Origin of the sequence: Antrihabitans auranticaus (genome assembly GCF_016481275.1) — a bacterium.
GTDB lineage: Bacteria > Actinomycetota > Actinomycetes > Mycobacteriales > Mycobacteriaceae > Antrihabitans.
The window spans coordinates 86,403-111,410 of the sequence record NZ_JAEMNW010000008.1; the positions used below are offsets into that span (position 1 = coordinate 86,403).

Annotated in this window: 28 protein-coding genes and 1 tRNA gene; 17 read left to right on the top strand and 12 right to left on the bottom strand. The window is 64.2% G+C overall.

Annotated elements, in window-relative coordinates; translation table 11 throughout:
• The first annotated feature begins 1 nt into the window (after position 1).
• Complete coding sequence (locus JGU72_RS25865) at positions 2–778, top strand: enoyl-CoA hydratase (RefSeq protein ID WP_199686983.1); 777 nt, start codon at positions 2–4, stop codon at positions 776–778.
• A gap of 148 nt (positions 779–926) precedes the next feature.
• Here JGU72_RS25865 and JGU72_RS25870 read toward each other — a convergent pair whose 3' ends face one another.
• Entirely contained in the window at positions 927–1,967 is a 1,041-nt protein-coding gene (locus tag JGU72_RS25870; RefSeq protein WP_199686984.1) for an acetate and sugar kinases/Hsc70/actin family protein, read from the bottom strand.
• 54 nt (positions 1,968–2,021) lie between these two features.
• Positions 2,022–2,561 (bottom strand): MarR family winged helix-turn-helix transcriptional regulator, encoded by a 540-nt coding sequence (locus JGU72_RS25875; protein WP_199686985.1) that lies wholly within the window; start codon positions 2,559–2,561, stop codon positions 2,022–2,024.
• 14 nt (positions 2,562–2,575) lie between these two features.
• On the opposite strand from JGU72_RS25875, the gene JGU72_RS25880 reads away from it, so the two are divergent.
• A complete protein-coding gene (locus tag JGU72_RS25880) occupies positions 2,576–3,775 on the top strand; it encodes an MFS transporter (RefSeq protein ID WP_199686986.1) in 1,200 nt (399 codons plus the stop codon).
• Positions 3,776–3,873: 98 nt separating this feature from the next.
• Here the strand turns inward: JGU72_RS25880 and JGU72_RS25885 are convergent, their stop codons facing one another.
• Complete coding sequence (locus JGU72_RS25885) at positions 3,874–4,086, bottom strand: hypothetical protein (RefSeq protein WP_199686987.1); 213 nt, start codon at positions 4,084–4,086, stop codon at positions 3,874–3,876.
• Between the two features lie 147 nt (positions 4,087–4,233).
• On the opposite strand from JGU72_RS25885, the gene JGU72_RS25890 reads away from it, so the two are divergent.
• Both JGU72_RS25890 and JGU72_RS25895 read left to right on the top strand, forming a co-directional pair.
• Complete coding sequence (locus tag JGU72_RS25890) at positions 4,234–5,352, top strand: cytochrome P450 (RefSeq protein WP_199686988.1); 1,119 nt, start codon at positions 4,234–4,236, stop codon at positions 5,350–5,352.
• A 358-nt stretch (positions 5,353–5,710) separates the two neighbouring features.
• Positions 5,711–5,784 (top strand) — tRNA-Cys (locus JGU72_RS25895).
• A gap of 20 nt (positions 5,785–5,804) precedes the next feature.
• Here the strand turns inward: JGU72_RS25895 and JGU72_RS25900 are convergent.
• A complete protein-coding gene (locus JGU72_RS25900; protein ID WP_199686989.1) occupies positions 5,805–6,878 on the bottom strand; it encodes a serine hydrolase domain-containing protein in 1,074 nt (357 codons plus the stop codon).
• Positions 6,879–7,440: 562 nt separating this feature from the next.
• On the opposite strand from JGU72_RS25900, the gene JGU72_RS25905 reads away from it, so the two are divergent.
• On the top strand, positions 7,441–7,617 hold the full coding sequence (locus JGU72_RS25905; RefSeq protein WP_199686990.1) for a hypothetical protein: 177 nt from the start codon (positions 7,441–7,443) through the stop codon (positions 7,615–7,617).
• A 24-nt stretch (positions 7,618–7,641) separates the two neighbouring features.
• Here the strand turns inward: JGU72_RS25905 and JGU72_RS25910 are convergent, their stop codons facing one another.
• The gene (locus JGU72_RS25910; RefSeq protein ID WP_199686991.1) at positions 7,642–8,475 is read right to left on the bottom strand and encodes an SDR family NAD(P)-dependent oxidoreductase; all 834 of its coding nucleotides are present in this window, start codon (positions 8,473–8,475) and stop codon (positions 7,642–7,644) included.
• A gap of 203 nt (positions 8,476–8,678) precedes the next feature.
• Between JGU72_RS25910 and JGU72_RS25915 the strand changes: the two genes are divergently transcribed.
• From JGU72_RS25915 to JGU72_RS25930, 4 genes are read left to right on the top strand one after another with little or no spacing between them, the layout of a single operon-like run.
• A complete protein-coding gene (locus JGU72_RS25915; RefSeq protein WP_199686992.1) occupies positions 8,679–9,200 on the top strand; it encodes a TetR/AcrR family transcriptional regulator in 522 nt (173 codons plus the stop codon).
• Between the two features lie 14 nt (positions 9,201–9,214).
• Entirely contained in the window at positions 9,215–9,631 is a 417-nt protein-coding gene (locus tag JGU72_RS25920; RefSeq protein ID WP_199687150.1) for a DoxX family protein, read from the top strand.
• On the top strand, positions 9,628–11,019 hold the full coding sequence (locus tag JGU72_RS25925; protein ID WP_199686993.1) for a hydroxysqualene dehydroxylase: 1,392 nt from the start codon (positions 9,628–9,630) through the stop codon (positions 11,017–11,019). The genes JGU72_RS25920 and JGU72_RS25925 overlap by 4 nt, the downstream gene beginning before the upstream one ends.
• Complete coding sequence (locus tag JGU72_RS25930) at positions 11,016–12,107, top strand: saccharopine dehydrogenase family protein (RefSeq protein ID WP_199686994.1); 1,092 nt, start codon at positions 11,016–11,018, stop codon at positions 12,105–12,107. The genes JGU72_RS25925 and JGU72_RS25930 overlap by 4 nt, the downstream gene beginning before the upstream one ends.
• 26 nt (positions 12,108–12,133) lie before the next feature.
• Here JGU72_RS25930 and JGU72_RS25935 read toward each other — a convergent pair whose 3' ends face one another.
• The gene (locus JGU72_RS25935; protein WP_199686995.1) at positions 12,134–12,736 is read right to left on the bottom strand and encodes a hypothetical protein; all 603 of its coding nucleotides are present in this window, start codon (positions 12,734–12,736) and stop codon (positions 12,134–12,136) included.
• A gap of 50 nt (positions 12,737–12,786) precedes the next feature.
• Entirely contained in the window at positions 12,787–12,957 is a 171-nt protein-coding gene (locus JGU72_RS25940; protein ID WP_199686996.1) for a hypothetical protein, read from the bottom strand.
• A gap of 73 nt (positions 12,958–13,030) precedes the next feature.
• On the opposite strand from JGU72_RS25940, the gene JGU72_RS25945 reads away from it, so the two are divergent.
• Both JGU72_RS25945 and JGU72_RS25950 read left to right on the top strand, forming a co-directional pair.
• Complete coding sequence (locus JGU72_RS25945) at positions 13,031–13,900, top strand: AraC family transcriptional regulator (RefSeq protein WP_199686997.1); 870 nt, start codon at positions 13,031–13,033, stop codon at positions 13,898–13,900.
• 75 nt (positions 13,901–13,975) lie between these two features.
• Entirely contained in the window at positions 13,976–14,335 is a 360-nt protein-coding gene (locus JGU72_RS25950; RefSeq protein ID WP_199686998.1) for a VOC family protein, read from the top strand.
• A gap of 97 nt (positions 14,336–14,432) precedes the next feature.
• Here the strand turns inward: JGU72_RS25950 and JGU72_RS25960 are convergent, their stop codons facing one another.
• Genes JGU72_RS25960 through JGU72_RS25970 form a run of 3 tightly spaced genes read right to left on the bottom strand, consistent with a single transcriptional unit; the run spans position 14,433 to position 16,020 of the window.
• A complete protein-coding gene (locus JGU72_RS25960; protein ID WP_199687000.1) occupies positions 14,433–14,609 on the bottom strand; it encodes a rubredoxin in 177 nt (58 codons plus the stop codon).
• Entirely contained in the window at positions 14,609–15,832 is a 1,224-nt protein-coding gene (locus tag JGU72_RS25965) for an alkane 1-monooxygenase (RefSeq protein ID WP_199687001.1), read from the bottom strand. Before JGU72_RS25965 ends, JGU72_RS25960 begins: the two co-directional genes overlap by 1 nt.
• Before the next feature lie 50 nt (positions 15,833–15,882).
• On the bottom strand, positions 15,883–16,020 hold the full coding sequence (locus JGU72_RS25970; protein WP_199687002.1) for a hypothetical protein: 138 nt from the start codon (positions 16,018–16,020) through the stop codon (positions 15,883–15,885).
• Between the two features lie 113 nt (positions 16,021–16,133).
• Between JGU72_RS25970 and JGU72_RS25975 the strand changes: the two genes are divergently transcribed.
• From JGU72_RS25975 to JGU72_RS25990, 4 genes are all read left to right on the top strand, one after another.
• Positions 16,134–16,742, top strand: coding sequence for a TetR/AcrR family transcriptional regulator (locus JGU72_RS25975; protein WP_199687003.1), 609 nt, complete (start codon positions 16,134–16,136; stop codon positions 16,740–16,742).
• Positions 16,743–16,839: 97 nt separating this feature from the next.
• Entirely contained in the window at positions 16,840–17,040 is a 201-nt protein-coding gene (locus JGU72_RS25980; RefSeq protein WP_199687004.1) for a CsbD family protein, read from the top strand.
• Between the two features lie 93 nt (positions 17,041–17,133).
• On the top strand, positions 17,134–18,039 hold the full coding sequence (ppk2, locus tag JGU72_RS25985; protein ID WP_374101161.1) for a polyphosphate kinase 2: 906 nt from the start codon (positions 17,134–17,136) through the stop codon (positions 18,037–18,039).
• A 36-nt stretch (positions 18,040–18,075) separates the two neighbouring features.
• Positions 18,076–19,110, top strand: coding sequence for a hypothetical protein (locus JGU72_RS25990; protein ID WP_199687005.1), 1,035 nt, complete (start codon positions 18,076–18,078; stop codon positions 19,108–19,110).
• Positions 19,111–19,113: 3 nt separating this feature from the next.
• On the opposite strand, the gene JGU72_RS25995 is transcribed toward JGU72_RS25990, so the two are convergent.
• Positions 19,114–20,448 carry a putative bifunctional diguanylate cyclase/phosphodiesterase gene (locus JGU72_RS25995; RefSeq protein ID WP_199687006.1) on the bottom strand — a complete coding sequence of 445 codons (1,335 nt, stop codon included), beginning with the start codon at positions 20,446–20,448 and terminating at the stop codon, positions 19,114–19,116.
• Positions 20,449–21,237: a PAS domain-containing protein gene (locus JGU72_RS26000; RefSeq protein ID WP_199687007.1), complete on the bottom strand. Its 789-nt coding sequence runs from the start codon at positions 21,235–21,237 to the stop codon at positions 20,449–20,451.
• Between the two features lie 220 nt (positions 21,238–21,457).
• On the opposite strand from JGU72_RS26000, the gene JGU72_RS26005 reads away from it, so the two are divergent.
• Together JGU72_RS26005 and JGU72_RS26010 are read left to right on the top strand one after the other, a co-directional pair.
• A complete protein-coding gene (locus JGU72_RS26005) occupies positions 21,458–22,285 on the top strand; it encodes an FAD binding domain-containing protein (protein ID WP_199687008.1) in 828 nt (275 codons plus the stop codon).
• The gene (locus JGU72_RS26010; protein WP_199687009.1) at positions 22,282–25,008 is read left to right on the top strand and encodes a molybdopterin-dependent oxidoreductase; all 2,727 of its coding nucleotides are present in this window, start codon (positions 22,282–22,284) and stop codon (positions 25,006–25,008) included. Before JGU72_RS26005 ends, JGU72_RS26010 begins: the two co-directional genes overlap by 4 nt.

Genomic DNA, 25,008 nt, shown 5'->3' on the forward strand with positions numbered 1-25,008 from the left:
TGTGACCGATTTCGAAACCATCCTGCTCGAGAAAAAGGGCCGTGTCGGCGTCATCACGCTGAATCGTCCCAAGGCACTCAACGCCCTCAACTCGCAGGTGCTCGACGACATCATCGTCGCAATCAACGACCTCGAGAGCGACGATGGCATCGGCGCAATCCTGATCACTGGCTCGGAGCGGGCATTCGCGGCCGGCGCCGACATCAAGGAAATGCAGCCGCAGTCCTACATGGACATGTTCAAGAGCGACTTCTTCGCAGGCTGGGATGTGGTCGCGTCTGCGCGTAAGCCAACGATCGCGGCCGTCGCCGGTTATGCCCTCGGCGGTGGCTGCGAGCTCGCCATGATGTGCGACATCTTGCTCGCCGCCGACACGGCGAAGTTCGGCCAGCCGGAGATCAAGCTGGGTGTGATTCCGGGAATCGGTGGCTCGCAGCGTCTTACGCGAGCAATCGGCAAGGCGAAGGCGATGGACCTGTGCCTCACCGGCCGCAACATGGACGCCGAGGAGGCGGAGCGCGCGGGCTTGGTTGCGCGGATCATTCCAGCCGACCAGTTGCTCGACGAGGCACTGAAAGTCGCCGAAACCATTGCGTCCATGTCGCTGCCAGTCGTCATGGTGGCGAAGGAGGCGGTCAACCGTTCCTTCGAGACCACGCTCGGCGAGGGAATCCGGTTCGAGCGCAGGGTTTTCCACTCGTTGTTCGCGATCGAGGACCAGAAGGAAGGCATGGCCGCGTTCGTCGAGAAGCGGAAGCCGGAGTTCAAACACCGGTGAGACTTTCGGCCGGGCGCGCGCACTGAAGCACGTGCCTGGCCGAATCCTACTGCGGGTAGTGTTTTCTGCCCGAGTACGAGCGACAATGTGCTGTCGCCATCGGTCGATGAAGCATTTCCACCGGATTCCGGGGATTTTGCTTCCGTCGTCACCAGGGGTTGTCGGGAATTCGGGCGATCTCGAATGTCGACGGTGTGGACCCGCCCTGGTTGGGGTCGGCCGCCTGCTCGGCTGTGACGACGAGGCCCGCGATCGTGCCGGTGAGCACAGCCGTAACCGCGAAGGCGGCCACCAACTTTCGACGGGAAGGCCGCGGGCGTGGCAGTCCTCGGCTCGCGCGGATCAGTCTGGCGGGGCCCTCGTCGGCCAGTACCACCGCACCACGCGCGGAGACCAGTTCCGGGTCACGTTCTACGAGGACGGGAATCCGCAGCGAGGATTCGAGCCAGTCTTTGACGAGCGGGTTATGGGCGGGACCGCCGAGTAGTTCGATTGCTTCCGGCGGCGTTGTCGCGTCGTCCATGAGTTGGCGGACGAACGACACCGAGTGGTGAATTCCGGGCTGCTGCAGGATCGCCAGATCGTTGCGGGTCAGCACGATTCGGTTGCCGCCGCCCTTGTTCGATACGGTCGCAACCTTTTTCGCGCTCAGCGACTCCTTGTAGCCGCGACACGTCGCGGTGTCCGCGTGAATCCCCGAGTGCGCCAATCGACGTTGGACCTGGCCGTCGTACTCGTCACCACCGAGTACCGTGCTGCGCCGACTGCGCAGAACGGTGCCCGACACGCAGTCCGCGAGCGTGATCGTGAGACCCGAACTGCCGAGGTCGTACAGCACGACGGACCCCGACTTCGGTAGCTCTCCGATGAAACGCAGATACCGCAGCTGGGCCGTTGACTCTTTGACCAGGATCGTCGGCGTCGGCCCCTGGGTGATGCCCGTAGCGCGGATGGCGTCGGCATGGACCTCGCTGCGATATGTGACGGCGATCGCGGTGATCAGTTCGCCGCGTTGCACCGCTGCCTTGCACATCGTCTCGATCGCCCATCGAACGGGCTCGCCGACGCACGCGCCGGGGCGGCGGGGGACTACGCAGCGATCGATCGGAGTCCTGTGCGGCTGATCGGAGTGCGCGAGGATCGCGCGGGCGCCACTCGCGCCCGACGACACACCCAGAACCAGCACCATTTGCTCATCTTGACTCTTCGCGGCTCAGAATCCAAGACCAAAGTTGATCTTGATCTAGGTCAGCCACTTCGCGGGCCGGCCGGTCGAGTCGAAGTCGCCCGCTGCTACGCGCAGTTCGGCGAGAATTCGAACCAGAGTATCCAGTTTCTCATTGCCGAGACCTGGCTGGCCGAAGACCCGGGCATTGAGTTGCTCGGTCGCCTCGAGCGCCAACTTCCTTCCGGCCTCGGTGATCTCGACGAGGGTTGCGCGGCGATCGCTCGGGTGTGGTACGCGGCGAACAAGATTCGCCGCTTCGAGGCGGTCGACCGCGTTGGTGACGCTCGTCGGATGGACCTGCAGGCGGGCGCTGGCCTTCGCCATCGGCAATGCACCGGATCGACTGAAGCTCAACAGGGTTAGCAGTTCGTAGCGGGCAAAGGTGAGTCCCGTCGGCTTCAACACTTCGTCGACTCGGGCCATCATGATCTGTTGCGCACGCATCACGGAAGTGACGGCAGCCATCCCGTCCGCGACGTCGCCCCACCCGTGTTTGGTCCACTGGCGGTGGGCCTCCTCGATCGGGTCGAGCGGGAGTGGCGGGGTTGGGGGCATGGTTCGATCATTCCATGTGCGCCGACGGGGCCCCGGGATATCGGGCAACGCCTTGGTCCCAGCACGTACTCGTCTGGGCAGTGTTCTTTTTGATGGGCAGCGATCTATTTCTGATCCCGCCTCTGTTGCCCGTGATGTCCGAGCAATTCGGGACGAGCATTTCGGCGACCGCATGGGTCGTGACGACGTTCGGACTCGCGTACGCCTCGGTCAGTCCGATCTTCGGCGCCCTGACGACCAACAGGCGCCGCCGCGAAGTGATCCTGCTCGGCGTCGCGGTCATGGCTACGGGCGTCATCGTGACCGGTCTGGCGCCGAGCTTGGCGGTCGCGCTGATCGGCCGGGTGATCGGCGGACTCGGGGGCGCGCTCGTCGGTCCGGTGATCTGGGCGTACCTCGCCGAGTCCGCAGCACCGCACGAGCGCGGCAGGGCGATCGCCCGGGCAGCTGCCGCATACGCCGGTGGCCAGATTGTCGGGGTTCCGCTCGGCACAGTCCTCGCGGCAGGTGCCGGCTGGCGCTGGGCGTTCGTCGGACTGGCAGTCGGCTTTGCGCTGGCGGGCACGATGATCGCGTTCCGGCTTCGAGAACCCCCGCGCCCGGTGCAACGGAGTCGTAAGCGGTCTGCGATGCGGGCATCGGTCGGCCTGTGGCAGATGCCGACGTTCCGGCTGATCCTGTCCGCCAACTCGGCGGCACAGACTGCCCGGCTCGGTGCATATGCGTACGCCGGCGCGATCTTCGCCGAGCAGTTCGGGTTCGGCACCGGCGTGCTCGGTGTCGTCGGCGCGGTCGTCGGGCTGGGATCGTTCACCGGGTCGCTCGTGGCGGGTCCGGTGGTGGATTGGTGGCGTGCGGGAAGGCGGGCCGAACCTGCGTTGGGGATGGGTTGGGCGATCATGCTTGCCGCGTCTCTGGCCCTGGCGACCGCTGCCGACGAATGGTGGCTCGCCCTCATCGGGTTTGCAGCGTCGGCCTTCGCGGGCGCCGCGTTCTTCAGTACGAGCCAGGTGTTCCTGACGACCGTTACCGGCAGCAGGCGCAGCGCGGCGGTGGCGTGGAACAACTCAGCCCTGTATCTCGGAACGGCGATCGGCGCGACCGCGCTGGGTGGCTTCGGGCTCGGCAGCCTCGGATTCGTCCTTACCGCAGCAGCATTCGGGCTGTTCGCGGCGTCGGTGTCGGGGTTTCTGGCGCTCCGACTCCGCCGCTGAACGCGAGTACCGACCGGCCTGACCGAACAGTGGGACGAATGCCAGCTGCCCCGCCGCGAATCGCGGGCGGGGCAGCGTGGCGAATCAGCCTGGCGCGCTCAGTAGTAGCACTTCGGGCAGCCACGGTCGTCGATGAGCTGGCCTGCGCCGTCTGCGCTCGACGAGGCCTGCGCGGCGATGCTCGTCGACTGGGCCGCTGGTGCTGCCGACGCGGGGCCCATTGCCAGTGCGCCCGCGCCGGCCATCATCAGGGAGACCGCGGCAAGCTCGGTAGCGACGGTGAGGCTCTTGCGGAAAGCGGGCTTCTTCATGTTGTTCTCCCTGTCGGTCTGGGTGGTGTAACTAAGTCTGCGCGGTCGCCAACCCGCCGAAAAGGCACCCTTGGGAGGGCATCGAATGGCCCTGTGAGTGCTGTGAAGTCACCCTGGCGTGTGTAACTCCGCCGTAGAATTCCCCTGATGAGCGAGCGCGCCCGATCGGTCCAGAGGCTCTCGGATGGGCGGTATCTCGTTTCCGGGTTCGCGGAATCGATGTCGGTGCTCAGCGATCGTCGAGTGTCCAACAGCCCGTTCGTCGATGATCGCTTGCACCCGCAGGCACCGCCGGATCTGTTGTCGCTGAGGCGTCGCGGTACGAGCATGCAGATGTCCGATGGCGACGTCCATGCGCGATTGCGACGTGTCGCCGGCACTGCTTTGACGCCTCGTCGCTGCGACAGCGCACTTGAAAAGCTGGAACACAACGCGCACGGACTGCTCGACGCCATCGTCGCGCGAGGCAGCGGCGATCTGATCGGTGACGCATTCGCGCCACTTGTTCACGGTGTGATCTGTGATCTTCTCGGAGTGCCCGACGGCGACCGCGAGCAGGTCCTCAGGTGGTCGGAAGCCTCGACAATGGAAGACCGCGGTGTAAGCGAGGCAGGCGCGCAGTCGCTCGACGACTACCTGGAGTCGTTCTTGGCGGGCGAGCCGACCGCCGGGTTGTGCGGCGTTCTTGCAGCGGGTGCCGCAGCGGGGAGTCTGTCGTATTCGGAAGCGCTCGGGACCGCCAGCATCATGCTGGTCGCGGGATACGAGACGACGGTCAGCTTCCTCGGGATGAGCACTCTGACACTGCTGTTCGCCCCGATGCTGCGGAAAGTCTTGATCGAGGAGCCGGAGTTGGTGCCGACCGTCATCGAAGAATTGCTGCGCTACATCACCCCGACGAGTGGGACATGGATGCGGTTCGTTACCGAGGACCTGCCACTCGGTGACGCGATCGTTCCTGCGGGCAGCTCGATCGACATCGACCTATCAGCGGCCAATCGCGACCCAGCCCGATTCGAGAATCCGGACCTGCTCGATCCCGCGCGCGACGACGACAAACATCTCGCATTCGGCGCAGGTCCGCACTATTGCCCAGGCGCCACCTTGGCGCGGCGTGAGGCACAAATCGTCCTGACGGCGTTGCTGCCCCGCCTCGACGAGTTGACGCTCGCGGTCCCCATCGGCGAATTGCGTTGGCACCAAAACAGATTCAGCCGCCGACCGCTCACCTTGCCGGTCGTGCTCGCCACTGCATCCCGTCGCTGACGGTTGAGTGCCTTTCGAACCCATTCAGGGAGTTGCGTCCTCGCCTCCTGGCGGCTCAGGCCACGGGGTGACTTCGCCGCTCCTATGGGCAGCCAGTCCGGAAACTGGGTCGTCGTCACGCGATGTGCGAAGCACGTTCGACTCAGCGTCGCCGCAGGCTGAGAGTGTCAATCCCACACCAGCGCCAACAGCAGCGGCTGGACGAAGCGGCAAGGATGAGCGGCCGTCGTCCGCGGCGATCATTGCCCCCGGGTCGTGTGCAAGCCCCCGGCAATCGACCGTCTACTTTGCCGTTAACGATCACGCTGATCGCAAACCTCGGCGGCGGCGCCCCGTCCCGGAATAGTTCCTTATCGACGCGGGTGTGGCTGAGAGGCAAGGCACCGGCCTGCAAAGCCGTTCACACGGGTTCGAATCCCGTCACTCGCTCCAAGCGTCAGCCCTGAAGATGATCACACCGGACACAGGGCGTCCGCCATGATTCCCATCAGGTCGGGCGGCATGACCGGTGTCTGCGTTTGTGTGATCGTCACGGCTCTGCCCTGATCGTCTGCGCCTGTCAGGGTGTAGTAGCCGGGTATACCGCCAGGATGGCCGATGAAAGTTATCCCGCAAGGCAATTCGGTAATGCCCACGCCGAGCCCGTAACGCATGCCCGTGAGGGTGTTGCCGGGTTGCTCCGCAGCCCGCATTTCGGTCAGCTGCGCCGGCGGGACTACGTTGCCATCCGCGAGTTGCCGAAAGAACCTGTTCAGATCCGCTCCCGTGGAGACAAGCGATCCCGCAGCCCATGGGATCGACGGCTCGATCCGCGATACGTCGACCACGGTGCCGCCTATGTTCTGGTATCCGGTTGGATGCGGACCGCGTATCTCCGTTTCGCCCGGTGCCGGGAGGTACGTCTCAGTCAACCCGAATGGATCGAGAATTCGGCGCCGCAGTTCGTCAGCCAAGCTGTTTCCTGTCAGTTGTTCGACGAGTATGCCGGCGACCACGTAGTTCGTATTCGTGTACCTGAAAGCAGTTCCGGGTGCGAATTGGGCGTGCTTGCTCAACGCCAAAGCGAGCATGTCCGACGGCGTCTCGATGCGGTGCTCGGCAGCGGCTGCCAACTCGTCACCGCGCGGATCGTCCGAGAACTCGGGCAGACCGCTTCGGTGCTGCAGAATCTGGCGCACCGTGATCGCTCTGCCGTCGATACCGTCGCCGACGACCACGCCGGGCAAATAGACGTCGACCGGCCGATCGAGTTCTAGGCTGCCCTCGGCGACGAGTTGCATGAGGATCGCGGAGACGAATGTCTTGGTGACGCTGCCGACCCGTACCTGTCCGTTCGCCGGCATGGGGGCTCCCGTTTCCATGTCTGCGAGTCCGCTGACCAGTGTGGAAGTGTGACCGTTCTCGGTCACCGTCGCGACGACGCCGACGACACCTGCACGCGTGAGGCGATCGAGGCGGGCTTGGACCTTTCGGTCACGATCGGACGGAACGCCGGAGGCCGCGGCGTCGAGGTTCGGATTCGCCACGGAGACAGCGCATCCCGTGAGCACGATGCAGCACACCGCCGCTAGAGCGTTGATCGTCGGACGTGCGCCTGTCCTGGAGTGCCTGCGCCGCTGAGTCGGGTGTGCGGTCGCGTCAGTGTGATTTTCACCGTCGAAGGTCGTCATATACCGGTCCCACTCTCTTTCTGGCCGGTTCATCAGCGCTTCGCGATCGGTGCCGTCCCGGCAGTCGGGACGCCGAGATAGAAAGGACAACAACGGCACTGATCCCGACTCGAACCAGCACCCGGTGAACAGCGATGTGGTTCTGCATTTTTCGGTCGGCGAATCTGGAGCGCAACTCAGGATGCCTGCGCAACAGGCAATCTCCGTCGCCGCTATGCAAAGTCTGCGGCACGCGCAGCCTCAACAGTAGGTCCCCGAGGGTCTCAGTTCGCCACCCTGACCAATAGCGGCATGGGCGTGCGCAGACGTCCGCCGAGCGACGTTGTTTCCCGCCCGTCATTTCGAAAGTGCGTCAGCGGAAGGTGAACAACGGCAATATGTCAGGAGCAGGCTGACACCTACGGATTGAGGACTCGACATGCGCATCAGATTCGCCACGGCATTCGCTGCGATCGCATTCTCGGTTACCGTCGGTGCGCTGAGTGCGCCCACGGCTGCGGCCACACCGGCGAATCTCGAGCCGACGCCGGCCGGCCTCCAGCTGACCTGCATCGGCATTTCGCTCGGATCGGCAGTGGTTCCGATCTGCTTCTGAAATAGAGCGACGAGTCCGGCCGACTCAGGCGTTCACCTTTTTGCCGGCCCGTTCGGCCGCACCGCCGAGAACCTGCTCGAGAGCCACGGCCGTGAGGCGGCTACCGAATTGGGCGGCACGCGGCGAAAGTCGACGTAGCCACCACGCGGGGGTGACGAACAGCGGCGCGACCACGACGACCACCTTGCGGCGCGCGTAGGCGTCCCAGACCGCTTCCGCCACCGACTCCGGCGAGGCTGCGAACCGTTTCGCCAGGCGATCGATGAGGTCGACGTCGACCAGACCACCCCGTTGCGGGCTGTTTCGCAAAATAGGTGTGTCGATGACCCCCGGGCAGACGACTGAGAAGCCCACCTGCCCGTCGGCGTGCTCGGCATGCAGCGCCTCGGTCAGTGCGACCACGCCGTGCTTGGCTGCCGAGTAGGTGCCGAGCAAGGGGATCGGCACCAGACCGGCACCGCTCGCGGTGTTGACAATGTGTCCGCGACGTCCTTGCTTGCGCATCCGCGGCAGGAAGTAGTGCAGCCCGTACATCGTGCCGAGCAGATTGACCCCGACGGTTCGTTGGATGTCGTCGAGGGTGAGATCGATGAAACGGCCGCCGACTCCGATCCCCGCATTGTTGTGCAGCAGGTCGACAGCAGCATCGCCGGCGAAGACGGCGTCGGCCAGCTCTGCCATCGCTGCGGGGTCCGACACGTCGACAACGTGAGTCACGGGTTCGCCCCCTTCGGCACGGACGAGGTCCGCAACCTCGATGAGGCGATCGGCGGCGATGTCGACCAAATGCACTTTCGCACCATGTCGGGCGAGCAGCAGAGCCGTGGCCTTGCCGATGCCCGATGCGGCGCCCGTCACAACGGCGACTCTGCAGTCAGGCTCCCGCCGCAGGAGAGGAAAAGTGTTGCGCGACAACGTTGGGGTCATGTCAAAAAGTTAGCCCTTTGTCATAAGTTTGACAACGCTGTATCGATTTATTCTGCGGAGTATGTAAAGATGCGGAAGTGCCCCGGTCCGCTAGTTCCGCAACCCGCCCTCGTGCCGGGAAACGGTCAGACGTTGTGCGTAACGAAAAGCGGATCATCGAGGCGGCGACGCAGGTGCTGGCGGCGAATCCGGCCGCGACGATGACCGACATCGCAGACGCCGCCGAATTGACCCGCGTCACCCTGTATCGCTACTACGAGAACCGCGAGGCGCTGATCGCGGCGATCAAGGCGGCCTCGGAAGCGGAGATCGCTGCACTCGTCGCACGGCTCCCGTCGAGGGGGCCGGTCTTGCCTGAACTGGTTGCGCTGCTCGACGACAGCGTCGCGCTCGGCACCCGGTATCGCTACCTCCTGTTCTATCCGCGCGAACTGGAAGTCACTTCGACCGCGGTCGAAGCCCAGACGGCTTTCGCAGCTTTCATCGCCCGTGGTCAGCGACGTGGCGAGATCGATTCCACGTTCGATCCACATTTGGTGTCACATATGTTTCTCGGGCTTGTATCGTCGGCGCTCGTGCCGGTCGCCCTCGGTCAGGTCACCCATATCGCAGCGGTCGAGCAGGTCTCCCGAGCTCTGTCGAAGCTGCTCTCGTGAACGGAAAGGCGCCGATGAAAAAGCGCACATTGCAGACACTCGCGCAGGCGGGTCTGGGTGCCGTCCTTGCCGGCGCGGGCGTCGGGCACCTGACGGTCTTGCGTGAGGAGTTCCAAGCGCAAGTGCCGCCGTGGGTACCGCTCGATGCGGACTTCGTGGTGCTCGCGTCGGGTGCGGTCGAGATCGGTCTGGGTGGAGCCTTGCTTCTAGCGTGGCGGCAGCCGGGCCGGGCTGCTGTGGGTGCCGCCACTGCAGCATTCTTCGTGGCGATCTTCCCCGGCAACATCGCTCAATTCGTAGAGCACAGAGACGCTTTCGGGCTCGATACCGACCTCGCCCGCGGCGCACGCCTGTTGTTCCAGCCCGTCCTCGTGGCGTGGGCGCTTCTCGCCACGGACGCATGGCAGGTCGGCAAGAGGTTGCGGCGATGACTGCGGCCGAGCCTGCACACATCGTCGTTGTCGGCGCAGGCCTCGCCGGTTTGTCCTCGGCCGTGTGGCTCGCCGAGGCGGGTCATCGGGTCACCTTGGTAGAGAAGCGTGGACAGCTCGGTGGCAGGACGTTCTCCCGCCGGATCCGCCACATCGGGCCTCAGGGTGAACTCGTCGACAACGGGCAGCACCTCTTCGCCGGGTTCTACTCCGGGTTGCGCTCCTACATCAGTACTTTGGGCACGGCAGAGCATGTGCTCTGGGAACCGCCGCCCTTCGCCATCAGAACGCGCGAGCACGGATTGCTCTCGTCGCAACGGCTGACCGAGAGGTTCGGTCGATTGGGGAGGCTCGCGGCGCCGTTCTGGTTTGCAGCACTCCCATTGCCATGGCGCGATCGACCGGCGGCCTGGCGGGCACTTGCAAAACTCGGTGCTGCTGTGGCGAATCCGTCGATCGAGTTGGACGACATCACGATCGACGAGTTCTACCGGCGGATCGGCGCACCGGAATCGTTGCGCCGCTTGACGCTCGATCAGTTCGCCATCGGCATCGTCAACGAGAAGACAGAAAACGCGTCGGCGTATACCTTCCTGCGAACAGTGCACGAAGGTGCGCGGCGCGGAAAGGGACTCGGCTTCGCTGATGCGGGCTGGCCACGTGTACCGATCGATGATCGTTTTGTCGCTCCCGCTGAAAAGTTCCTCGCCGATCATGGGGCAGAAGTGATCTCGGGCCAAGCTCTGACCGGGCTCGAACTCGACGGTTTTCGCGTGAGCAGCCTGACTCTCGCGGACGGGACTCGGCTCGAGCCCGACGCAGTAGTTCTTGCGCTCACGCCGTGGGCACTGAGCAAGTTGCTCGATGAGACACCACTCGGTTCGGTCGGCTTCTTCGATCCGGCGCGGCAGATTACCGCAGCGCCGATCAGCTCGGTATACGTCTGGCTCGACCGGCATCTGGGCAACGAGTGCGTCGCTGAAAACCTGCGGGACTGCATGGTGGAGTGGGTTTTTCACACGTCGGGCATGCACGGCGAAGTGACGGAGGCCGGGCACTGCTACTCGCTGGCAGTGAGTGCGTCGTGGGACGTGGTGGGTTTACGTAAGGAGGAGTTCGTGGAACAGGCGATGGCATCGCTTCGCTTGCACTATCCGGCTGCGCGAGATGCAAAGGTATTGCACACGCACGTCATTCACCAGCCGCGAGCGACGTTCTCGGCACGGCCCGGATTCGAGCGCATGCGACTACCGCAGCGGACGCCGATCGACAACCTGGTCCTCGCGGGCGACTGGACCCGCACAGACCTGTGTTCGACGATGGAAGGCGCCGTGGAGAGTGCCCGCCGCGCGATCGCCGTCCTCGATTCTCGGCTGGTGCGGTCATGACCGCCCGCATCGTGGTCTTCGGCGCGACCGGCTACACGGGCGACCTCACGGCGCGCGCACTCGTCCGCCTCGGCGCATCCCCCGTGCTGGTGGCGCGGCGCGCCGATCGGGTTGCGACGCTGGCGGCCGAGCTCGGTGGCCTCGAGACCGCGGTGGCGGACGCGGCTGACCCGGCATCTGTGGCGGCCGTCGTGCGGCGCGGCGATGTTCTAGTGAGCACCGTGGGTCCGTTCCTGAAGTACGGCGAGCCCGCGGTGTGTGCCGCTGCGGAGGTCGGCGCGCACTACTTCGACTCGACCGGCGAGGGTCCGTTCATCCGGGATGTCTTCGAACGTTTCGGTCCCCTCGCAGCAACAACCAGGTCCGCGCTCGTTCCGGCATTCGGCTTCGACTTTGTGCCTGGTGCTCTGGCCGGCGGCCTGGCCCTGCGAAAGGCCGGTCCGGACGCGACGAGTGTCGACGTCGGCTACTTCGTCTCTCAGTTCGGCACCAGCGGAGGAACACGTGCCTCTGTAGTTGGAGTGCTGCTCGAAGAGGGCTTCGCTTTTCGGGACGGACGGGTCAGCAACGAGCGGGCGGGCCGAAGGACTCGTAGCTTCACCGTTCGCGGGCGGGATCTGCACGCGGTGTCCGTCCCGGGCGCCGAACACTTCACGCTTCCAGAAATTCACCCGACGCTTCGCGAGGTCGGCAGCTTCCTCGGGGCACCGCCGGTGTTGGCGCGCGGGATGGCAGCGAGCACGATCCTCACGGCACCGGTCCGGCGGATTGCACCACTCAAAGCGTTGGCGAGTGCGGTCGCGGGCAGACTCGTTCCAGGCTCGACCGGCGGACCTTCGGCAGAGCAGCGGGCCCGAGCGAGCGTCACGGTCGTTGCCGAAGCGATCTCGGCGTCCGGCGAGCCGCTCGCCACCGTGACGCTCACTGGGCCCGACCCGTACGACTTCACCGCCGACGCACTCGCGTGGGGAGCGACGACCGCGGCCGATGGACGATTGCACGGTGTCGGTGCGCGCGGACCGGTCAGCGCGTTCGGTCTCGACGAACTAGCCGCAGGTTGTGCGGCGATAGGCCTTCGCGAGGTCTGACGGTCAACACCAGGCTCCGCAGATCGTCAGTAGTTCCCGGCCATCTGCGCGTAGCCGACGAGTTCGTTCTGGCTTTCCTGAGACAGCTTCCACGTTCCGTCGACGTTCTTCCAGGTGAGCGGGATCGGGAAGCACTGACCGAGGCAGCTCTGCAAGGTCGCCGAGAGGACGTCACCGGACACGCTGACCGGTCCGCCCACGGACCACGAATAACCGGGAAGCAGCGCGATCCGGTCACGAACGACTGTGATCGACGACGCATCGCCCGACTCGAGTTCGTTAGCCGAGCCGTTCAGGGCCGACTGCAGTTTGCCCTGCAGTTCACCCTCCGACGGGACCGGCGGAGCGAGCGCCTCGGGAGTCGTCGTCTCCTCGGTGGTCGTCGTGGTAGTCGTAGTTGTGGTTGTTGTTGTCGTCGGCTCGGTCGTGGTGCTTTCCGGCATAGTCGTCGCCGGTGCGGATGGCTGCGCAGACGACGCCGACGCGGACGTGGTGGTCGACGATGAGGCGACAACAGCAGATGTCGTCGATGGCGAAGGGGAGTCGCTGCTGTCGTCGCCACAGCCAGCCAGAATCAACAAGCTGGCTGCTGCGATCGCGCCCGCAGTGCGTGTCCGTAACTTAGTCATGCGCTTAGGCTAACCTAAGCCACGCTTCGGACAGGCTTTGCCTGGGAGTGTCAGTCACCACCTCCGCCACATCCGCCGCCGCAGCTGCCGCTGTCGCCGCCGGCGCTGTCACCGAGGAACCCGGCGTCCCAGTAGCTGCGGTGCCGGGAGTTTCCCCGCACAGCCGCGAACAACGCGAAGGCCAAAAGTCCTACGACGACTACAAACACCACAACGTCCATCTCGCACCTTCTCCGTTCGAACTTTGGAGTGGAATATGACGCGCGAGCAGGAGCGTTAACGCACGATTGTTGTATGCAACGCCGGGCGCGTACAGCGAGCGGCCGATCCGAGACCGCAGCCTGGGAGTCGGTGACCGCACAGCCTGCTCCTGCTTTGGCACGGGTCGTTACGTCGTACGCCGAATTCCGGGAAAATTCGACGACGCCGGTCGACCGCGCCGAGGTCGCCAATTCCGGGGCGGTTCTGATCGTCGAATTCGACGATCCCCTGCTTGTGTCGGACGTCGCGGAACATGACCGCCCACGCCTGTGGCAGTCTTTCGCTGCTGGAATCGGTCAGGCTCCTACGGCGACGTTGCATGCCGGTTCCCAGCACTGCGTCGAGGTCAGGCTGACGCCACTCGCGGTTTTTTCGATGACCGGTATGTCGATGCACGAACTGAGCGATCGCGTTGTGGGACTCGAGGATCTGTTCGGCCGCACCGGCCGCGACCTGCCGGAACATCTTGCCGCGGAGACCGATTGGGACGGACGGTTCGGTGTCCTCGACGGCGTGTTTGCGCGGTTGGCGGATGCGGGTTCGGCGCCCGATCCTGAGGTGGGGTACGCCTGGAATACGTTGCGCCGCACCGAGGGTCGGGCGGTGATCGGTGACCTTCTCGTCGAGACCGGCTGGAGCCGTGCGAGATTGGCTTCGCGATTTCGGGAACAGGTCGGCGTGACGCCGAAGGCGATGGCGAGATTATTGCGCTTCGAGCGCGCGGTGCGACTGATGACGGAACCGGGCCATCGCTCACTCGCGTCGATCGCACTGTCGTGCGCCTACTACGACCAAGCCCACTTCAACCGCGACTTTCGGTCGTTCGCGGGGTGCAGCCCAACTGAATGGATCGCTGCGCGCTACACGGACCTGCCGGGTAACAGGGTGCCGAGTACTGAGTGAACATTTGTCCAAGACGCAGCCGCCGATCCGCACCTAATGTTCGTTCAGCAACAGCGGTCGGCGATGGAGGAACAAATGCCTGGGCAACCCACATTTTTCGAGATCGGCGTTCCTGACGCTGTTCGGGCGCAGAAGTTCTACACGCAGTTACTCGGCTGGACTCCGCATGCGATGGGCGACCGCGGCCAGGCATGGCTGGAAACGGGCGGCGTCCGGGGTGGACTGCATGACGACGACGAAGACCGCCGGATCGACATCTTCTTCGAAGTAGTCGATATCGATGCCGCGGTCGCCGCCGTTCGGCAACTCGGCGGCGACGCGCAGGATCCCGGACCTGACGAACCCGGCTTCGGCAGATTCGCATTCTGCCGCGACGATCAGGGTGTGCGGTTCGGCTTGCGCCAATCGAGCGGGGCTGCCGGCCGACCAGGGTAGATGTCCGTCACCTGCGCATCGGTGTAGCCGTCGGCCCGCAGTTGCTGGGCAGCCGTCGCGCCGGTCACTCCCGTGCCGACGATGACGATGTTGTCGCTCATATCGGGGCACTTTCGATCATCGCGAAGTCGAGCTTCTCGCGAACTCCGCAATCCGGGCAGCACCAGCTGTCGGGGATCTGCGACCATGCGGTGCCTGGTGGGAAACCTTCGCGCTGAGCGCCGACCTCCTCGGCGTAGATGTAGTGGCAGACGGGGCAGCGGTAGGCGGCCATCACTTCGCTCCGTAGCGGGCGAGGATCTTGGCACGCTTGCTCGGCTGGATGTTGACCAGCGTGATGTCGCCGTCGAAGTGGTCGAGCACTCGGTGGTCCATCACCTTGCGCCACAGCGGAGGGAAGTAGGCGATTCCGATCATGCTTGCGTAGCCGCTCGGCAGGTTCGGCGCTTCGGCCATGCTGCGCAGGGTCTGGTACCGACGCGTCGGGTTGGCGTGGTGATCGCTGTGCCGTTGCAGGTGGTAGAGGAACAGGTTGGTGACGATGTGGTCGGAGTTCCAGCTGTGTGCGGGCGTGCAGCGCTCGTAGCGACCGGATGCGGTCTTCTGCCGCAGCAGCCCGTAGTGCTCGAGGTAGTTCACCGTCTCCAGCAGTGAGAACCCGTAGACGGCCTGAAGCAAGAGGAACGGCAGGACGATCGGTCCGAAGACTGCGGCCAACACACCGAACAGAGCGATCGACATCAACCAGGCATTGAGCACGTCGTTATGAATTGTCCACGGGCTCTTGCCGAGTCGCTTCAGCCGAGTCTTCTCCAGCTCCCATGACGAACGGAAACTGCCGGACACGCTGCGTGGCAGGAAGGTCCAGAACGACTCGCCGAAGCGCGAGCTGGCGGGGTCCTCGGGAGTCGCGACGCGAACGTGATGGCCGCGGTTGTGCTCGATGTAGAAGTGGCCGTAAACAGTCTGCGCAAGTGTGATCTTCGACAACCAGCGCTCGAGCTCGTCCTTCTTGTGTCCCAGTTCGTGCGCGGTATTGATGCCGATACCGCCCATGACGCCGATCGTCAGCGCGAGGCCGATCTTGGAGATCAGTCCGAGGCCGTTGTCGAGTCCTAACCAGTCGACAGCGGAGGCCGACCACAGGTAGCAGGCGAACACGAGGCTCGCGAGCTGCAGCGGAATGAACGCGTAGGTGCAGTAGCGGTAGTACTTGTCGTTCTCGAGTTGTTCCATGACTTCGTCCGGCGGATTCTGGCCGTCGGGACCGAAGAAGACGTCCAGTATCGGGAGCAAGACGTAGAGCAGGAGCGGGCCGATCCACCAGAAGGCCGGGGAGACCTGGGTCCAGCCGATCTCGTTGAAGCCCCACACCAGGGCTGCGCCGACGAATACCCAGGTCGGGGCGACCAGGCCCAGCAACCACAGGTAACGCTTGCGGTCGCGCCAGGGTGGCGCCGAAACCTGTTCGCTCGTCTCGATTTCTGCTGTCGTCATGATCTGACCTCCGTGTTGGATTTCTGACTGACCTTGTGGGAGTGGCTGTTTCACGCGAGCGCGTGCTTCGCGGGCCGAACTGAATTGCGCACCAGGTTGACGATCGCCGCGAACAGTCCGACCACCGGCGGGAGAGCGAGCGGTGCGAAGACGACGGCGTAGATCGAGAGGAGGACGAACAGTGCCATGGGAGGGCCTTCCGGGGGCGATTACACTTTGGGCTGTTGTGTATCAATTGAATACACTTTATGTAAAAGTGTCAATACCTATTACAGAATGCTTCTTCATGTACGATGTGGCCATGTCCGAGTCCGTGAGCTTCCAGGCCGAGATGCGTCAACTGCTGCGCGAGCGCGCGCTCGATGCTGCGCGCGAATTGACGGTCGCCGAAGCCTGGTCGGCGGTGAACATGTCGCGTGTGGCAGCAGATATCGGCGTCAGCCGGCCCGTTCTCTACAAGGAGTTCGCAGGTAAGCACGCACTCGCCGCCGCACTCGTCGAGCGCGAAACCGATCAGTTTCTGGACGGGATAGTCGGCTGCCTGAACGCGAATCCGGATGACCTCGTCGGCGGCTTAGCCGCTGCTGCCGAATACACGCTCCGCACCGGCGCCGACAACACTCTGATCAAGGTCATCCTTGCGGGTGAGCACGGACCCGACACCGGGCTCCTCCCGTTACTCGCCACCGATCCGGCGCCCGTGCTCGGGCGCGCGGTCGGCGCGCTCGTCGGGGCCGTCCGCACTCGGTATCCGGACTCGTCGTTCGGTGAGCTCACGCTGGAGTCCGCGATCGAAGCTTTCGTCCGCATCACTCTCAGCCATTTGATGCAGCCGCTAGGACCGATCGAGAATGCCACCGCGCAGATACGACAAGTAGTCGCAGGGCTTTTCGACTCCGGGCAGCACTGAAGCGGCGTGCTTCGTTAGAAGTCCGTGTCCGCCGGGTACCCATGCAGAGCGGAGAGAACTCCGTTCTAGTACTCAGTCGAATGCAGTGGAGTGCAGCATGAGTGGGAACGATAAGTTTCGAAACAAGGTCGACGAGGTATCGGGCCGAATGAAGGAAGAGTTGGGCCGAGCCACGGGCGACAGGAATCTCGAGGCGCGCGGCCGCCGGAAGCGGTCCGGCGCAAATCTCAAACAAGCATTCGAGAAGGTCAAAGATGCATTCGGCGGTGGGAATCGCCGGCGGAATCGTCGAGTTTGACGGTCCGCAGTGGCGTACCCCGCCGAAGACGCGATTGCGGCCTTCCGCCGATCACCGCGAGCCGCCGGGAGTTCGGAAGACACGCGGCAGGAGCTGCGTGAGTCGCTGAAGGCCGCTGGTCTGCTCGATGACCTTTACCACCTTTCCGTGCGGGAGCTGCACGACGATCTACTGCTCCTCGACGGCGACGGCAACGAGGTCGCCACGTGGAAACAGGACTATCCGTACGACGAGCGGATGAACCACCGCGAGTACACGCGGACCGTTCGTTTGTTGCAGATAGAAATGCTGAAAATGCAGTCCTGGGTCAAGGACACCGGCCAACGCGTCGTGGTGCTCTTCGAAGGTCGGGATGCCGCCGGAAAAGGCGGCACCATAAAGCGATTCACGAAACATCTCAATCCACGCGGCGCACAGGTGGTGGCGCTGAGCAAGCCAAGCGAGCGTGAACGCACACAGTGGTACTTCCAGCGCTATATCGAGCGTCTTCCCGCAGCAGGAGAGATAGTGCTGTACGACCGGTCGTGGTACAACCGCGCGGTGGTCGAGCGGGTCATGGGCTTCTGTACCGACGAGCAATACGACTACTTCATGGCGACTACGCCGCGTTTCGAACGGATGCTTGTCGACGACGGCGTCCAACTGTTCAAGCTGTGGTTCTCGGTATCGCGTGCCGAGCAACGAACGCGATTCATAACGCGCGTCGTCGATCCGCTCCGGCAATGGAAGCTCAGCCCGACAGACCTCGATTCCCTGGATCGTTGGGACGACTACACCCGCGCGAAGGAGAACATGTTCGCGCACACCGACACTCCCCATGCGCCGTGGACGGTAGTGCGCAGCAACGATAAGGAGCGAGGCCGGATCGCGGCGATGCAATGGGTCCTGTCGAGGCTCGAATACCCGAGCAAGGACAACGATGTCGTCGGGAAACCCGACCCGCTGATCGTCGGCGATCCGGACAGCGTGTACGAGCAGAGCGAACGCGAGGTGCACTAGCCCGTGCCGTCCCACCGGGTATGCGACAGTTGTCGCATGAGCGGAACAGGTGACTGGCCACCATCGAATTCGTCGGACGATCGCTGGCGCGAAGCCGGCCAGCCCCCACCTGGCTACCAGCCTGAAATGCCTCCACCTGGCTACCAGCCCGGAATGCCGCCGGCCGGCCCGAGATCGGGTCCCGACGGCTACGGCAAGCCGGGCGTGATTCCACTGCGGCCACTCCAGGTCGCAGACATCCTGGGCGGTGCGATAGCGACCATCCGCCGATATCCCGCGCTGATTCTCGGCGTCTCCGCGGCAGTGGCGGTCGTGACCGGGATCGTCGTCCTCGCGATTCGCTGGGGATTGCGCGGCCAACTCGAAACGATCTCGGCAGACGCGGACGCTACCGCCGAGGAGCAATTGGATGCGCTGCGCGAGAATCTGCCTGCAATCCTCGGCGGCACCGCCGGGGGCGCCGTAATCACTTTGCTCGCAACGACATTCCTTACGGGTTTCCTGACCGTGGTCGTCGGCGAGGCGGTGCTCGGCAGGCCGATCGGGTTCGCCGCCGCGCTCGCACAGCTGCGACCCAGATTGCTGCCCCTGCTCGGGCTCATAGTCGTCTACGCACTGATCGTGTTGGTGGGCATCGTGTTCTGCGTTGTCCCTGGAATCTGGCTCTACGTCTTGTTCGGTCTGGCTACTCCAGCTCTGGTGCTCGAACGCCAATCGATCGGCGGCGCTTTGTCACGGTCGAGGGACCTCGTGAGTGGCTCCTGGTGGCGAATTTTCGGGATCCTGCTGCTGGCAATGGTTCTCGCGATACTCGTCTCGAGCGTCATCACCTTCCCGTTCGGCCTCGTCGGCAACGGGTACAGCACCTTCTCCGGCATGGAGGAGAGTGTCACCTTCGGCGGTCTTCTCGTCACCGAGATCGGCGAAATGATCGCGTCGACCTTCGTCACACCGTTCGCAGGCATCGTCACCGTGCTGCTGTTCACCGATCAGCGAATTCGCAAGGAAAACCTGCACACTCAGCTCGCGCGCGAGGCCGGCGCCGGACCGTACGGTCAGCCCGGCTGGTGACCGCTAGAGACAGGTCTGCTCCCTGACTCGTGCGCACGCCGCTTCCGCCGACATCGGCCGGCCGAGATGGAATCCCTGGCCGAATGGGCACCCCACCTCCAAGAGAACTGCCAGTTGTTCGGCTGTCTCGATTCCCTCGACCACCGGCGTGACATCGAGCGCTGTGGCGAAACCGAGGAACGTCGAGAGCAGCGTTCTGGAGCGCGTCGTCGGGAGGTCGGCAACGAGACTGCGATCGAACTTGACCGAGCTGAGCACGCCGGCCCTCGACAGGTCGGTCAGGACGTCGATATTGGAGAAACCGACACCGTAGTCGTCGATGACGAGGCCGATACCCGCAGCACTCAGTTCGCCGAGAACTTTGCGTGCCGTGGCATGGTTCATCATCGCGGTTTCGGTGATCTCCATTCGCAATGCCGCGAGCGGGAAGCGGGCGGCCCGCGCGGCGTTGGCAATTCGCTTCGGCAGCTTCGGATCGGTCAGCTGTCGTGCCGCGAGATTGACGCCGAGAGCGACGGCTGTGCCTGTGCGCAGCCCGGAATTCCACGTCACCGCCGCACGCAGCGCCTGCTGCAGTACGCGGTCGAAAAGATCATCGATCAGGGGTGTGTTCTCGGCCAGCGCGATGAACTCGTCGGGTTGAACGCGACCCAGTTGTGAATCGGTCCACCGCGCAAGCGCTTCGAACCCGATGATCCTTTCACTCTGCAGGTCGACGATGGGTTGGTACGCAACCGTGATTTCGTCCGCATCGACCGCGCGGCGCAGTCGGGTGGAGACCAGCAGTCGGCGGCTCGCGATGTCGGTTTCGGTGCGGTAGAAGCGATGTGATGCCCGACCGGATCGCTTGGCCGCGTACATCGCCGAGTCGGCGTGCCCGAGCAGTTCGTGTGCGGTCCCACCGTCTCGCGGTGCAACCGCGATGCCGATACTCGCCGTGATGCTCAGGTCGATTGCCACGGAACCGGAATCGTCCAGGTCCAGCTGCAGTGGGCGTGCTATCGCGGCCAGGATCTTCGTCGCGAGCCGACCTGCTTCGCCCCGCTCGCCGGTCAGTAACCCGACCACCAGTTCGTCGCCGCCGAGTCGGCCGATGATCGATTCCGCGGGAATCGTTTCGCGCAGTCTCGCGCCGACGCGTTCTAGCACCAGATCGCCGATCGCATGACCGTGGGAGTCGTTGATGTCTTTGAACTCGTCGAGGTCGATCACAAGAACGCTGAGCGGCTTACCCTGCTGCAGGGTGGTTGCCAGGAGGTCCTCCGCCCGTGCACGACTACTCAGCCCGGTGATGGTGTCGGTGTCGGCGAGTTCTCTCAGTGCCCGTAGCGCCTGCACTTAGACGGTGATGTCGTCACTGACACCGACTGTGCCGACCAGCCTGCCGGACGCAGAGAAGATGGGTCGATACAGCGTCTCGAGGCTGCGATCGCCGATGTCCACTTGGGCGCGGAATTCCTCGCCGCGCAGCGCGCGTCGATGGTACTCGGCGACCTCGGGCATGTCTTTGTAGATCTCGAACACGTTGGTTCCGACGAGCTGGCCGGGCTGGAAGCCGAGTGCCGCGAGACCACTGCCGGTCGACACCTGGATCACTCCGGACAGATCGACGGCGAAGACGATCCCCGGCGCCGAACGCATAATGATCGCGAGCATCTCGCGGCTTCCCCACACGGCTGCGTCGTCGTCTGCCGGCGAATCAGGCTCGGGGATAGACGGATTCGGGCCGTTGGTCGACCGATCGCGAACGAACAGAACCACCAGATTTCGCTCCGTCGGCACGACATTCGCAGAGACCTCGACGGCGAAGGGCCTGCCGTCTCCGCGCATGGCGATTGCCGGAAACGTGCGCCCGATGAACCGTGCAGAATCGGCCGACCACAACCGGCTCAGGTCGGTTCGGTGGGAGTTCCGATGCGTGGCAAGGGTCAGTGCATCGAAGAGGTCGGTACCGACAACGTCGGCCCGTGCACGCCCGAAGATGTGCTCGGCCATCGGATTGAACTCGACGATCGTCCCGTCGGAACCGGCGACGATGATGGCGTCCGGAGCGGCGGCGACTATCGCGTCGCCGAAGCCCGCCGACGACTCTTCGACGACTGCAGAGTGTCGATGTTTCTGCGTCATCGAGCCCTCCTGCGCGCTTCAAGTCAGCTGCTTGCGCAGGTCCTGTCCGGCCTGGTCAGTAGTCCTTACCGACTGAACAATAGACGCGATCACGCCCGCGCCGACCGTCTTGCGCGGAGTCCGTCGTATTTAGTTCCGATAACGACCCGCCTTGTCTAAAGTCATTGTGTCGACTCGGGTCGACGACAGTCGGCAGCCCACTCCGGCGGGAGTTTTGCACATGGACATCAGCACGATCACCGAAGTAGTTCGACGTCCAGCCGATAGGCCAGGTGCGGATTGGCGTGCCGGCGACGCATGGTTGGCCGGTGGCACCTGGTTGTTTTCGGATAAGCAGCCGGATCTGCGCCGCCTGGTAGACCTCACAGCGCTCGGTTGGGACACCATCACCGCTACGGACGACGGGCTCGAGATCGGCGCCACGACGACGGTCCGCGAGCTGTACGGTTTTGTGGCGCCGCAAGATTGGCGGGCGGCGCCGTTGTTGCGGACGAGTTGCGAGGCATTCCTGGCCTCCTTCAAGGTGTGGAACTCGGCGACCGTCGGCGGCAACATCTGTATGTCGTTGCCGGCCGGGCCGATGATCACCCTGACGGTCGCGCTCCAGGCGACGTACACCCTGTGGGACGCAGACGGATCCGAGCGGACCGTCGATTCGGCCGACTTCGTCGTCGGCAACCATGCGAATGTCCTTCGGCCAGGCGAGATCCTGCGAAAGATCGAGATTCCAGTTGCGGCGCTGCGTAAGCGCCATACGCACCGCCGCTTCACGCTCACACATCTCGGGCGGTCGACGGTCTTCATCGTCGCCACGCAGACGCCCGGCACGTCCAGCCTGCTCCTGACTGTCACGGCGGGAACGACGAAGCCCCTGCGGTTCGCCTTCGACGCGATGCCCGATGCAGAGGAGTTGCAGCGCCGTATCGACGCGATCCCCGACGATGTCTGGTTCGACGACCCCAACGGCAGTCCCGATCACCGGCGGCACCTGACCAAGCATTTTGCGGAAGAGATCCGGACCGAACTGTCGGCGGGAGACCTGTCATGACGTACACGGTGAACGGCAAGACGTTCGAGCAAGAGCCTGATCCTGGCCAGTGCCTGCGGACCTTCTTGCGCTCGCTCGGCCATTTCGGCGTCAAAAAGGGTTGCGACGCAGGCGATTGCGGTGCATGCACCGTGTGGCTCGACGGCAACCCGGTCCACAGCTGCATCACGCCGGCCTTCCGGGCCGACGAGCACGAGGTAACGACGATCGAAGGCCTCGGCACGCCGGAAGACCTGCACCCGATGCAACGTCGATTCCGTGACGCGCCAGGCTTTCAGTGTGGCTTCTGCACTGCCGGAATGATCATGACGTCGGCCACCTTCACCGACGAACAGAAGCAGGATCTGCCGCGCGCGCTGAAGGGCAATCTCTGCCGCTGCACCGGTTATCGCGCGATCGAGGATGCCGTCAACGGGGTTGCCGCGATCGAGACCGCGCTGCCGGGTAAAGCTGTCGGAACGAGTGTCGGCGCCCCCGCCGCCACCGAGATCGTCACCGGCCGAGCCGAATTCACTATGGACACACAGATGGAGGGAATGCTGCACATCAAGGTGCTGCCCTCGCCGCACGCGCACGCTCGCGTGGTGTCGATCGACAAGACCGCGGCGCTCGCGGTGCCTGGCGTGCACCGCGTCTATACGTGGGAAGACGTGCCGCGCAAGCTCTACACGACGGCGATCCACACCGACCACCTCGTCGATCCCGACGACACCTACATGCTCGACAACGTCGTGCGCTTCGTCGGGCAGAAGGTCGTGGCAGTTCTGGCGGAGAGCGTCGGAGCCGCGGAAGAGGGTTGTCGCCGGGTCGTCGTCGAATATGACGTTCTCCCAGCGGTATTCGACCCCGAGGAGGCAATGCGCGACGGTGCGCCGCAATTGCACGGTTCCGACGATCCGTTCGTCCAGGATCCGGTACACAACCTCCTGCTCGAATTGCACTCCGACATTGGGGACGTCGAGGCGGGCTTCGCGGAAGCCGATGTGATCCACGAAGGCACCTACTTCTCGCCCCGGGTCCAGCACGCGCACCTCGAGACTCACGGCTCGATCGCGTGGATGGAGAACGGGCGCCTCAACGTTCGGACCAGTTCGCAATCGCCGTCGATCGCGAAGGTGAAGCTTTCGCACCTGTTCGACCTACGACCCGACCAGTTGCGTGTGTTCTGCAAGCGCGTCGGCGGCGGCTTCGGCGGCAAGCAGGAGGTCATCTCCGAAGACTTGGCCGCGCTCGCGACGTTGGACACGGGCCGCCCAGTCTCTTTCGAATTCACGCGTGAGGAAGAGTTCACCATCGCGTCCCCGCGGCACCCGATGAAGCTGACGGTCAAACTCGGTGCACGGTCGGACGGGACGTTGACCGCGTTCCAGGTGCGCAACGTGTCGAACACCGGCGCGTACGGCAATCACGGCGGCGAGACTCTGTTCGCGGGTGGCGCGGCGGTCATGCTGTACCGCTGTCCGAACAAAAAATACGACGCCTACTCCGTCTATACCAACACCGTTCCAAGTGGCGCCCTGCGCGGTTACGGCATGACCCAGCCGGCGTTCGCCGTGGAATCGGCGATGAACGAGCTCGCCGTTGCGCTGCACATGGATCCGACCGAGCTGCGTCGGCGCAACATCGTCAAGCCCGGTGATTCGCTCATCTCGATGCACGACGGACCCGACGACGTGCTGTTCATCGAGGACGGTCTCTCGAAGTGCATCGACCTGGTCGAAGACGCCCTGGCGCGCAACGCGACACCGCGCGCGGACCTCGGACTCGGCGAGGACTGGCTGATCGGTGCGGGCGCGGCAACCTCGATTCACGAGACGGCTCCGCCCACCGAGCACATCTCGGAAGCATGGCTGACCCTCGGTGACGACCTCGTGTACGAACTTGCCATCGGCACAGTCGAGTTCGGCGAAGGAACGTCGACGGCTCACGTACAGCTAGCAGCAACCCAACTCGGAACGACTCCGTCGCGCGTGCGCATCATCCAGTCCGACACCGACCGAACCGGTTTCGATACGGGTGCCTTCGCCAGTGCGGGCTTGTTCGTTGCGGGTAACGCGGTCAATACTGCTGCGATCGCACTGCGTGACCGCATCCTCGCGTATGCGGCGGCGGAGGCGAAGGTCGATTTCGCGACGTGCGCCATGGACGATGACGGCGTGGTATGTGGCGAAACGCGCTTCTCGCTTGCGGATCTCGTCGCGTCGGCGCGGGAGCGCGGCATTCGCTTCAGGGTGGCGCGCAAGGCGTACGGGTCTCCGCGCAGTGTCGTGTCGAACACCCACGGGTTCCGCATCGCGGTCCACAGGATCACCGGTGAGATCCGGATTCTCTACAGCGTGCAGGCAACCGACGCCGGTGTGATCATCAACCCCGCGCAGGTGCGTGGCCAGGTGGAAGGCGGTGTCGCACAAGGTATCGGCTTCACGCTGACCGAGAACCACCGAATCGACGGGACTGGCACCATCGTCAATCCGAACCTGCGCAACTACCGAATTCCTACCTACGCCGACATTCCGGGAACCGAGGTCCTCCTCGTGGATTCGGCAGATTCGGTCGGTCCGATGCGCTCGAAGGGCATGGCGGAGTGCTGCATCAATCCGGTGGCGCCCGCGTTGGCGAATGCCCTGCACAATGCCAGTGGGGTTCGCTATCGTGAGCTGCCTCTGACACCCGAACGGATCTACGCTCGCCTGAGCGAGAAGCAACCTGTTTCCACTACCTGA

Coding starts and splice junctions, on each gene's coding strand:
- JGU72_RS25960 (WP_199687000.1), bottom strand. CDS start 14,609: ATGGCCGCCTACCGCTGCCCCGTCTGCCACTACATCTACGCCGAGGAG.
- JGU72_RS25870 (WP_199686984.1), bottom strand. CDS start 1,967: ATGGTGCTGGTTCTGGGTGTGTCGTCGGGCGCGAGTGGCGCCCGCGCG.
- JGU72_RS25930 (WP_199686994.1), top strand. CDS start 11,016: ATGACCGCCCGCATCGTGGTCTTCGGCGCGACCGGCTACACGGGCGAC.
- JGU72_RS26000 (WP_199687007.1), bottom strand. CDS start 21,237: ATGACGCAGAAACATCGACACTCTGCAGTCGTCGAAGAGTCGTCGGCG.
- JGU72_RS25920 (WP_199687150.1), top strand. CDS start 9,215: ATGAAAAAGCGCACATTGCAGACACTCGCGCAGGCGGGTCTGGGTGCC.
- JGU72_RS25950 (WP_199686998.1), top strand. CDS start 13,976: ATGCCTGGGCAACCCACATTTTTCGAGATCGGCGTTCCTGACGCTGTT.
- JGU72_RS25970 (WP_199687002.1), bottom strand. CDS start 16,020: ATGGCACTGTTCGTCCTCCTCTCGATCTACGCCGTCGTCTTCGCACCG.
- JGU72_RS26010 (WP_199687009.1), top strand. CDS start 22,282: ATGACGTACACGGTGAACGGCAAGACGTTCGAGCAAGAGCCTGATCCT.
- JGU72_RS25925 (WP_199686993.1), top strand. CDS start 9,628: ATGACTGCGGCCGAGCCTGCACACATCGTCGTTGTCGGCGCAGGCCTC.
- JGU72_RS26005 (WP_199687008.1), top strand. CDS start 21,458: ATGGACATCAGCACGATCACCGAAGTAGTTCGACGTCCAGCCGATAGG.
- JGU72_RS25940 (WP_199686996.1), bottom strand. CDS start 12,957: ATGGACGTTGTGGTGTTTGTAGTCGTCGTAGGACTTTTGGCCTTCGCG.
- JGU72_RS25875 (WP_199686985.1), bottom strand. CDS start 2,561: ATGCCCCCAACCCCGCCACTCCCGCTCGACCCGATCGAGGAGGCCCAC.
- JGU72_RS25965 (WP_199687001.1), bottom strand. CDS start 15,832: ATGACGACAGCAGAAATCGAGACGAGCGAACAGGTTTCGGCGCCACCC.
- JGU72_RS25905 (WP_199686990.1), top strand. CDS start 7,441: ATGCGCATCAGATTCGCCACGGCATTCGCTGCGATCGCATTCTCGGTT.
- JGU72_RS25935 (WP_199686995.1), bottom strand. CDS start 12,736: ATGACTAAGTTACGGACACGCACTGCGGGCGCGATCGCAGCAGCCAGC.
- JGU72_RS25885 (WP_199686987.1), bottom strand. CDS start 4,086: ATGAAGAAGCCCGCTTTCCGCAAGAGCCTCACCGTCGCTACCGAGCTT.
- JGU72_RS25890 (WP_199686988.1), top strand. CDS start 4,234: ATGAGCGAGCGCGCCCGATCGGTCCAGAGGCTCTCGGATGGGCGGTAT.
- JGU72_RS25990 (WP_199687005.1), top strand. CDS start 18,076: ATGAGCGGAACAGGTGACTGGCCACCATCGAATTCGTCGGACGATCGC.
- JGU72_RS25880 (WP_199686986.1), top strand. CDS start 2,576: ATGTGCGCCGACGGGGCCCCGGGATATCGGGCAACGCCTTGGTCCCAG.
- JGU72_RS25975 (WP_199687003.1), top strand. CDS start 16,134: ATGTCCGAGTCCGTGAGCTTCCAGGCCGAGATGCGTCAACTGCTGCGC.
- JGU72_RS25945 (WP_199686997.1), top strand. CDS start 13,031: ATGCAACGCCGGGCGCGTACAGCGAGCGGCCGATCCGAGACCGCAGCC.
- JGU72_RS25980 (WP_199687004.1), top strand. CDS start 16,840: ATGAGTGGGAACGATAAGTTTCGAAACAAGGTCGACGAGGTATCGGGC.